At 31.3% G+C, this 7,245-nt stretch carries 7 protein-coding genes; all 7 read right to left on the reverse strand.

The features are described from left to right. Positions 1–9 precede the first annotated feature (9 nt). Entirely contained in the window at positions 10–1,116 is a 1,107-nt protein-coding gene (locus ACFVSH_RS20720) for a lipopolysaccharide biosynthesis protein (RefSeq protein WP_387707584.1), read from the reverse strand. A 44-nt stretch (positions 1,117–1,160) separates the two neighbouring features. Continuing rightward, positions 1,161–2,306: a glycosyltransferase family 4 protein gene (locus ACFVSH_RS20725; RefSeq protein WP_387707586.1), complete on the reverse strand. Its 1,146-nt coding sequence runs from the start codon at positions 2,304–2,306 to the stop codon at positions 1,161–1,163. A 1-nt stretch (position 2,307) separates the two neighbouring features. After that, on the reverse strand, positions 2,308–3,432 hold the full coding sequence (gene wecB / locus ACFVSH_RS20730; RefSeq protein WP_387707588.1) for a non-hydrolyzing UDP-N-acetylglucosamine 2-epimerase: 1,125 nt from the start codon (positions 3,430–3,432) through the stop codon (positions 2,308–2,310). A gap of 3 nt (positions 3,433–3,435) precedes the next feature. Further along, the gene (locus ACFVSH_RS20735; RefSeq protein WP_387707590.1) at positions 3,436–4,545 is read right to left on the reverse strand and encodes a capsular polysaccharide biosynthesis protein CapF; all 1,110 of its coding nucleotides are present in this window, start codon (positions 4,543–4,545) and stop codon (positions 3,436–3,438) included. Between the two features lie 96 nt (positions 4,546–4,641). After that, a complete protein-coding gene (locus ACFVSH_RS20740) occupies positions 4,642–5,673 on the reverse strand; it encodes a polysaccharide biosynthesis protein (RefSeq protein ID WP_387707592.1) in 1,032 nt (343 codons plus the stop codon). 19 nt (positions 5,674–5,692) lie between these two features. Beyond that, positions 5,693–6,895, reverse strand: coding sequence for a glycosyltransferase family 4 protein (locus ACFVSH_RS20745; RefSeq protein WP_387707594.1), 1,203 nt, complete (start codon positions 6,893–6,895; stop codon positions 5,693–5,695). A gap of 19 nt (positions 6,896–6,914) precedes the next feature. Continuing rightward, a partial coding sequence (locus ACFVSH_RS20750) for a DegT/DnrJ/EryC1/StrS family aminotransferase (protein WP_387707596.1) occupies positions 6,915–7,245 on the reverse strand: 331 nt, incomplete at its 5' end.

A 7,245-nucleotide genomic window follows, 5' to 3' on the forward strand; every position in this document is an offset into this window, starting at 1 on the left:
TAATAATATTTATAGAAATAATGTATCAAGATATTGTTTATTAAAAATTACATACGAACCTATAATTGAGGATGCAACGAACCTAAATGCAAACATAAAACAAAGTATGGATATATATTTTCCTGATTCTATATATCCTTCCCCAAATACGATTTCAGTGAGATTTGGTCCAATTATGGCTAAAATTGAGAATCCTAGGATTGATAAAGCTCCCATTACTTTAATAACGGAAAGAAATGTGTACCAGACAGAATTACCTTTTCTATAGTCCTCTCCTAGCTTCTGTAAATACACCTTACTTACATTATTAGTAATAAGTACTAGAGGGATTCCTAATACATTAATAGTAATAGCATAGTAACCAGCCTCAGTTGCAGAAAATAATGATATTACTGACAAAGTGATCAAAGAATAAGAGAAAGAATTGATGAACTGTGCAGGAACTAGATATTTTATATGATTTTTGTTATCTTTAAAAATAGAGATAATTTTTTCTATTGTTATTTTGTCCCTTTTTTTAAATCTATCAAAATAGCCCTTGGCTTGAATCTTTAACCCAAATACAGGTGAAATACCATAACCTAAAGCTTGACCAACCGCTCCACCACCAAAAATACCGGAAAGTACTTGTATTATTCCCTTTGCTAATTCTCTCAATACAGAAATTCTCGCTATTAATGAATACTTTTTTTCTCTATTATTATGACTAGTAAAAATAAATCTCAATCCATTAGTTAGAACTATTAACGGAATTAACATTGAGTACATTCCTATTTCTTCAAATGAATTATTTCCTATAAACAACATTACTACAATAAATAAAGTGTATATTAATGATGTTAAAAAAACAGTAATAATGCCTGCATCGGTCAATAGTTCAGCAGTTTCATGATTGTCTTCTATTACGATTAGCATTTCTAGTTTCAGTGCTGCCACCGGAATTATCAATGTAGCCATTGAAATAATGAAAGTATAAATACCTAGCTCTTCTGGTGTTATTAGTCTTGTTAATATAGGTTGAATTAGAATATTTATTGCTTGTGCAATGATTGTTCCCAACCCTAACGAGAAGATTCCTGACCATTGACTTTTTTTAAAATAAGTTTTTAGATTCATAAAGAACCTCATTTATAAATTTTTTATTAACCTTGTGAAAAGCCTTATTTGAACAATTTATAATTTCCCTCTATATCTTCTACATTATTAGAAGTTTGTTTACCATATTCAAAAGCATTTTTTGATATCTCTTGATATTCCTTATTATCTAAATTAACACATTTTTGTAAAACTTCAGAAAACACATTTTCATCTGTAAGTTTAATATCCCATCCAACTTGTTTTTTTTCCAATTCTCTCCAAGGCGTCTGATCACTTATAATAACAGGACAACCTCCAATTAGGGCTTCAGAAATAACATGTCCGAAATTCTCGCCTAATGTTGGAAAAAGAAATATATGATGCTCTTTAAATATTTCCATAATGTTATCATGATCTATTGCACCTTTATATGAAACCTGTATGCTTTTAGGTAAGCTTTCTATTGCTTTTTCGCATTCTGACCAATAAACCTTATCTTCCAAGGGGCCATATATATTAAATTCAATTTTGCCTTGAATAGCTTTTAAGAATTCAATTGCCTTTTTAAGATTTTTTTTAGGATGAATTCTGGAGATAAAAACAATTTTTAATTCACTTTTATTTTTCTCAATATTTTTGTTATACTTGAGTTCCTTGTAGTTAGCAGTTAGGTTATTTCCAATCTTTATATTTGCTTTATGTCCAAATATCGATTCAATATCTTTTTTTTCTGTCTCTGCTGTTGCATGCCAAGTGATATCCTTATATAAGCCCAGAGCTTTTGCCATTTTTATATATAGCTTCTTCTTTCCACTTTTTAAACCCAGTGCTCCTGGTGAAAACTGGCCCCTAGGAGCTAAAACAATCTGCTTTCTAGGTATTCTTTTACATTTGCTTAATAATACAGGGACTGTGCTAAATTTATATGAGAAAAAACTATTTAAATAAATCACATCGTAATCCACGCTATTTATAACATTAGCAGTTTTTCTCCATGTTAATCTTGAAAGGTCCGTATAAAAAACCTTGGCATCCCCAACCTGTATCCATTCATCTATTATTAGATTGTCAAAAGGCTTATCATCACCTAAATCTCTATCAGCAGCAACTATATAAAAGTCCACTCTTTCTGAGAGGTTATTTACTAAATTCTTGATAGATTGTATCGGGCCTCCACCTTTTATACTGGGTATATAATATCCCGCACATATCAAAACTTTCTGTTTCATACTATTTCCCCCAAACAACCCTATTCACATAATCCGTATAGGACAGTATAATCCTTAAAACCTTATCAGATACATTCGGCATACTATAATCACCAACAGATCTTAGTGTATCTTTTTCTTGTGTCTTCAATATCTCTAGCCCCTGTAATATTCTTTCCTTTTTCAAACCAACCATCATTACAGATGCTTCTTCCATTGCTTCAGGTCTCTCATGAGCTTGTCTAATATTGAGTGCCTTGAATCCAAGAATAGAAGATTCTTCACTAATTGTTCCGCTATCACTTAAAACAGCTTTAGCCTTAGTTTGAAGCTTCACATAATCATTAAAACCTAAAGGTTTCATCGTTTTTACTAATGAATTAAACTCTATCCTTTTAGCATTAATCATATTTCTAGTTCTAGGATGTGTACTCACAATTACAGGCATTTTGTATTTCTCTGCAATTGAATTCAAACTATCTACTAAATTCATGAAATTAGTTTCTGAATTAATATTTTCTTCCCTATGAGCTGACACTACAAAATAATTTCCCTCATCAAGATTTAACCTCTCTAATACATCTGATTCATCAATGTCACCTTTTCTTGAATTGAGGACTTCAAACATTGGACTTCCAGTTTTTATTATTCTATCGGCAGGTAGTCCCTCTCTTAACAAATATTCTCTTGCAATGTCACTATAGGTTAAGTTAATATCAGCTGTATGATCGACAATTTTTCTATTAGTTTCTTCTGGTACTCTTTGATCAAAGCATCTGTTACCTGCTTCCATATGGAAAATAGGAATATGTCTTCTCTTAGCTGCAATAGCACATAAGCAGCTATTAGTATCACCTAATACCAAAAGAGCATCTGGTTTTACTTCTTCCATAATAGAATCAATTCTAATCAAAATATTCCCTATAGTTTCTACTGCTGTTCCGTTTGCTGCATCAAGGAAATAATTAGGTTTTCTAAGTTTAAAATCATTAAAAAACACTTCATTTAATTCATAATCATAATTTTGACCCGTATGAACAAGTATATGTTCTACAGCATCTGACTCTTCTAATTTATTAATAACAGCAGATAATCTTATAATCTCAGGCCTAGTGCCGACGACTGTCATTACTTTTAATTTCTTCATTAATTATACCTCCAAAAAGTAAGTATCCGGCTTTTCTGGATCGAAACATTCATTAACCCACATTACTGTTACAAGATCGCTTTCTCCTACATTTACAATAGAATGTGTATACCCAGTAGGTATATCTACAACCTGAAACTTTTCACCACTTACTCTATATTCAATAATTTCATCTAAATCTATTTTTCTAAATCTAATAAGTCCTTCTCCACTTACTACTAAAAACTTTTCATTTTTAGTATGATGCCAATGGTTACCTTTTGTAATGCCAGGCCTTGATACATTGACTGAAACTTGTCCTCTTTCAGGAGTTCTAATAAATTCTGTAAAAGAACCTCGGTTATCACAATTCATTTTTAAATCATAAGAAAAGTTGTCTTCTGGTAAAAAGCTTAAATATGTACTGTAAAGCTTCTTGGTTAAGGCGTCTTCCATATTAGGAATACTTAACGCTGCTCTACTTTTTTTAAAGCTTTTTATACGTTCAGCCAAATCCCCCAATTTAATACTATGTGTTGTTTTCACAATGCAATATTGATCCTTTTTAGTAGGATTTCCTTCTAAAGCATTTATAAACTCTTCTAGAATATCATCAATATAACAGAGCGTTAATTCTGCATCTTGATTGTTAATTTGAATATCTAAATTTCTAGAGATATTATAACAATATGTTGCTACAACAGTATTGTAGTTAGGTTTACTCCACTTTCCAAATAAATTAGGGAGTCTGTATACAAATGCCTCTGCTCCTGTTTGTTGACTATATTCAAACAGGATATTTTCCCCAGCTTTTTTGCTTTTACCATATGGATTATCTTTTTCAGCCTGTATAGACGAGGTAATAAGCACAGGTGATTTATTATTATGTTTTTTTAATAGCTCTAGTAATTCAAGCGTAAAATGGAAATTACCTTGCATAAATTCCTTTTCATCATCAGGACGATTTACTCCCGCCAAATGAAAAACAAAATCACATTCTTTTGTATATGTATCTAATAAGGATGGTTCCGTATCTCTAGTAACACTAAGAATATCTTCATATCCTTTATTTTGTAATTCTGCAATTAAATTTTTTCCAACAAATCCATTTGCTCCTGTAATGAGTATTTTCACTTTATAAACCAACCTTTCTAAGTACCTAAAAAGAAAATATAATAGATGACGCTAATGCCTAAACATGATAAGGCGAAATAATTGGTTCATGCATTGTTATTTTGAAGAAAGTACCTTCATATACTTGAGTTCATTTTGAACATATTCTAATTCTAGTAGTTTTTCTTTAATCTGTTCTATACTTAAGATTTGCGTATTATGAGAGTTATATTCTTCTGACGATGATAACTTTTTATCACCCTCTGCAAAATATTTATCATAATTTAAATCTCTATTATCTGCAGGAACCCGGAAGAAACCGCCTAAGTCCTCTGCAACTACATACTCTTCTCGTGTTAAAAGTGTTTCGTATAATTTTTCTCCGTGTCTTGTACCAATAACCTTAATCTCATTATCTGCCTTAAATAATTCTTTAATAGCTTGAGCTAAATCTCCAATGTAACTTGCAGGTGCTTTCTGTACCATTATGTCTCCAGCTGCTGCATTTTGGAAAGCAAATATAACTAGCTCTACTGCTTCTTCAAGACTCATGAGATACCTTGTCATATTAGGATCCGTAATGGTTAGTGGCTGACCACTTTTGATTTGTTCAATAAATAACGGGATGACAGAGCCACGAGAGGCCATTACATTGCCATACCTAGTTCCACAGATTAGCGTTCTTTCTGGATCGACAGTTTTTGCTTTAGCAACAAAAACCTTTTCCATCATGGCTTTTGATATCCCCATTGCGTTAATTGGGTAGGCTGCTTTATCAGTCGAAAGGCAAATTACCTTTTTGACTCCGTAATCTATTGCCGCTGTTAAAACATTTTCAGTCCCTAAAATGTTAGTTTTTACAGCTTCTAGTGGAAAAAATTCGCAAGAAGGTACTTGCTTTAGAGCAGCCGCATGGAAAACATAATCTACCCCATGCATTGCATTTTTTACACTCGCAAGATCTCTAACATCTCCTAGATAAAACTTAAGTTTATCATTATTAAATAATTTTCTCATATCGTCTTGCTTCTTTTCATCACGTGAAAAAATCCTTATTTCTTTTATATCAGTATCTAGAAATCTTTTCATTACGGCATTTCCAAAAGATCCTGTTCCTCCAGTAATAAATAGTGTTTTATCTTTAAACATATTTAATACATCTCCCTTATTATAGGTGCTTGATTATTATTTCAACCGTCTTTTTTATATCGTAGTTTTCTTCCAAGTAAGCCCTACCAAACTCCCCCATTTGATGTCTTAATCTTTTATCTGATGAAAGTTTTATTGCATTATCAATAAAAGTATTCAAATCTCCACTCTCTGACCAAAGACCGCTCCCTGATTCCTTTAGGACATCTTTTAAATCAGTATTTATATCTGTTGCTGCTAACACAGGTATGGAGTATTCCATATATGCAGTCAACCTAGAGGGAAAGTTAGGGATAGTAAATCTTTTGTCTAAAAATATTAATCCTACATCAGCTATTTCAAGTAAATGGTCGTATTCATTCTTAGGCATTTTATTAAATAATTTAACATTTGTAGTTTGAATAGAATCTAAGTGATGGCGAATTTTTTCATATTCAGTACCCGCCCCTACAATTAATAGGTACCCATTATCTACTTTATGAAAATTATCTGCTACCTCTAATAAAAACTCTATCCCTTGGGGTTTTCCTAAGTTCCCACCATAGACAAATAGAGTTGAATTTTGCGGTATGTTATATTTTTCAAAAAGTTCTTTATTTTTTTTCGCTCTACTAACTCTTTCAAGAGGTTCAATTGAATTAGGGAATACCTCTACTTTCTTCTTATCTATAAAAGGATTATGTTTTAGAACGTATTCAACATTTCCTTTAGACATACAGCCAATCATATCAGAATTTGCATACAATCTTTTTTCTTTTTTTCTAAAGTGTTTCCATATAAGACTCCCTTCTTTTATTACATTAATATCTACAGCATTTTGTGGAAAAATGTCTTTAAGCACAAGATATGTTTTACTTTGGTGTTTTTGTTTAAAATATTTCACAACTTTTTCAAAGGTTATAGGAGGGGTCGAATACATAACCATATCAAAGCGGACATCGGAAAAATATCTTTTAACCGCCTTTAGATATTGTTTCTCTATACTAAGTGTTGATAGACCTTTTTCAATAAAGTTAACTTTCGTTATATTTCCAGTTTTCACTTTCAGAATTTTAATGTTTTCAATTATAGATAGCTCTGTAGGTAAATTTGTTCTCTTTTCTCTTGGAGAAACTACATACATATTTATTCCTATTCTTGCAAGTTCTCTTACTAGATCAGTATAAATGCCTCTTTCATTTACATTCTCCATATTTGATAATGTCAAAAATAATACATTCAAAACTCTCACCTGCTTGGGCTTAAATTAAAATTGATTTTTCTTTAAAAAATTTAAGTGACTGTAAAACGCTTAAAACATCTTCTATTGCTAAATTACTACTACAAGGCACATTAATCAGATTTTCCTCATAAAATTCTGCTTTCTCAATCCTATACCTTTGGCTACCTAAATATGGTTTTTGCTTATGAATTAATCTCCATAATGGTCTTGTTTGAATATTGTTTTCATTAAGTGCTGTTAATAATTCGTCCCTATCCATCCCATATTTTTCTTTATTGACTATAACTGAATAAAACCAATGATTTGATCTGGCCTCTTCTGTAAATGGTAATAATGAAAGACCATCAATA

This window comes from Peribacillus sp. NPDC058002 (genome assembly GCF_042886655.1).
Lineage (GTDB): Bacteria > Bacillota > Bacilli > Bacillales > DSM-1321 > Peribacillus > Peribacillus aracenensis.

What these genes read in the sequence shown, in the direction of transcription:
- ACFVSH_RS20740 (WP_387707592.1), bottom strand. Translation starts at nt 5,673, where the DNA reads ATGTTTAAAGATAAAACACTATTTATTACTGGAGGAACAGGATCTTTT.
- ACFVSH_RS20720 (WP_387707584.1), bottom strand. Translation starts at nt 1,116, where the DNA reads ATGAATCTAAAAACTTATTTTAAAAAAAGTCAATGGTCAGGAATCTTC.
- wecB (WP_387707588.1), bottom strand. Translation starts at nt 3,432, where the DNA reads ATGAAGAAATTAAAAGTAATGACAGTCGTCGGCACTAGGCCTGAGATT.
- ACFVSH_RS20725 (WP_387707586.1), bottom strand. Translation starts at nt 2,306, where the DNA reads ATGAAACAGAAAGTTTTGATATGTGCGGGATATTATATACCCAGTATA.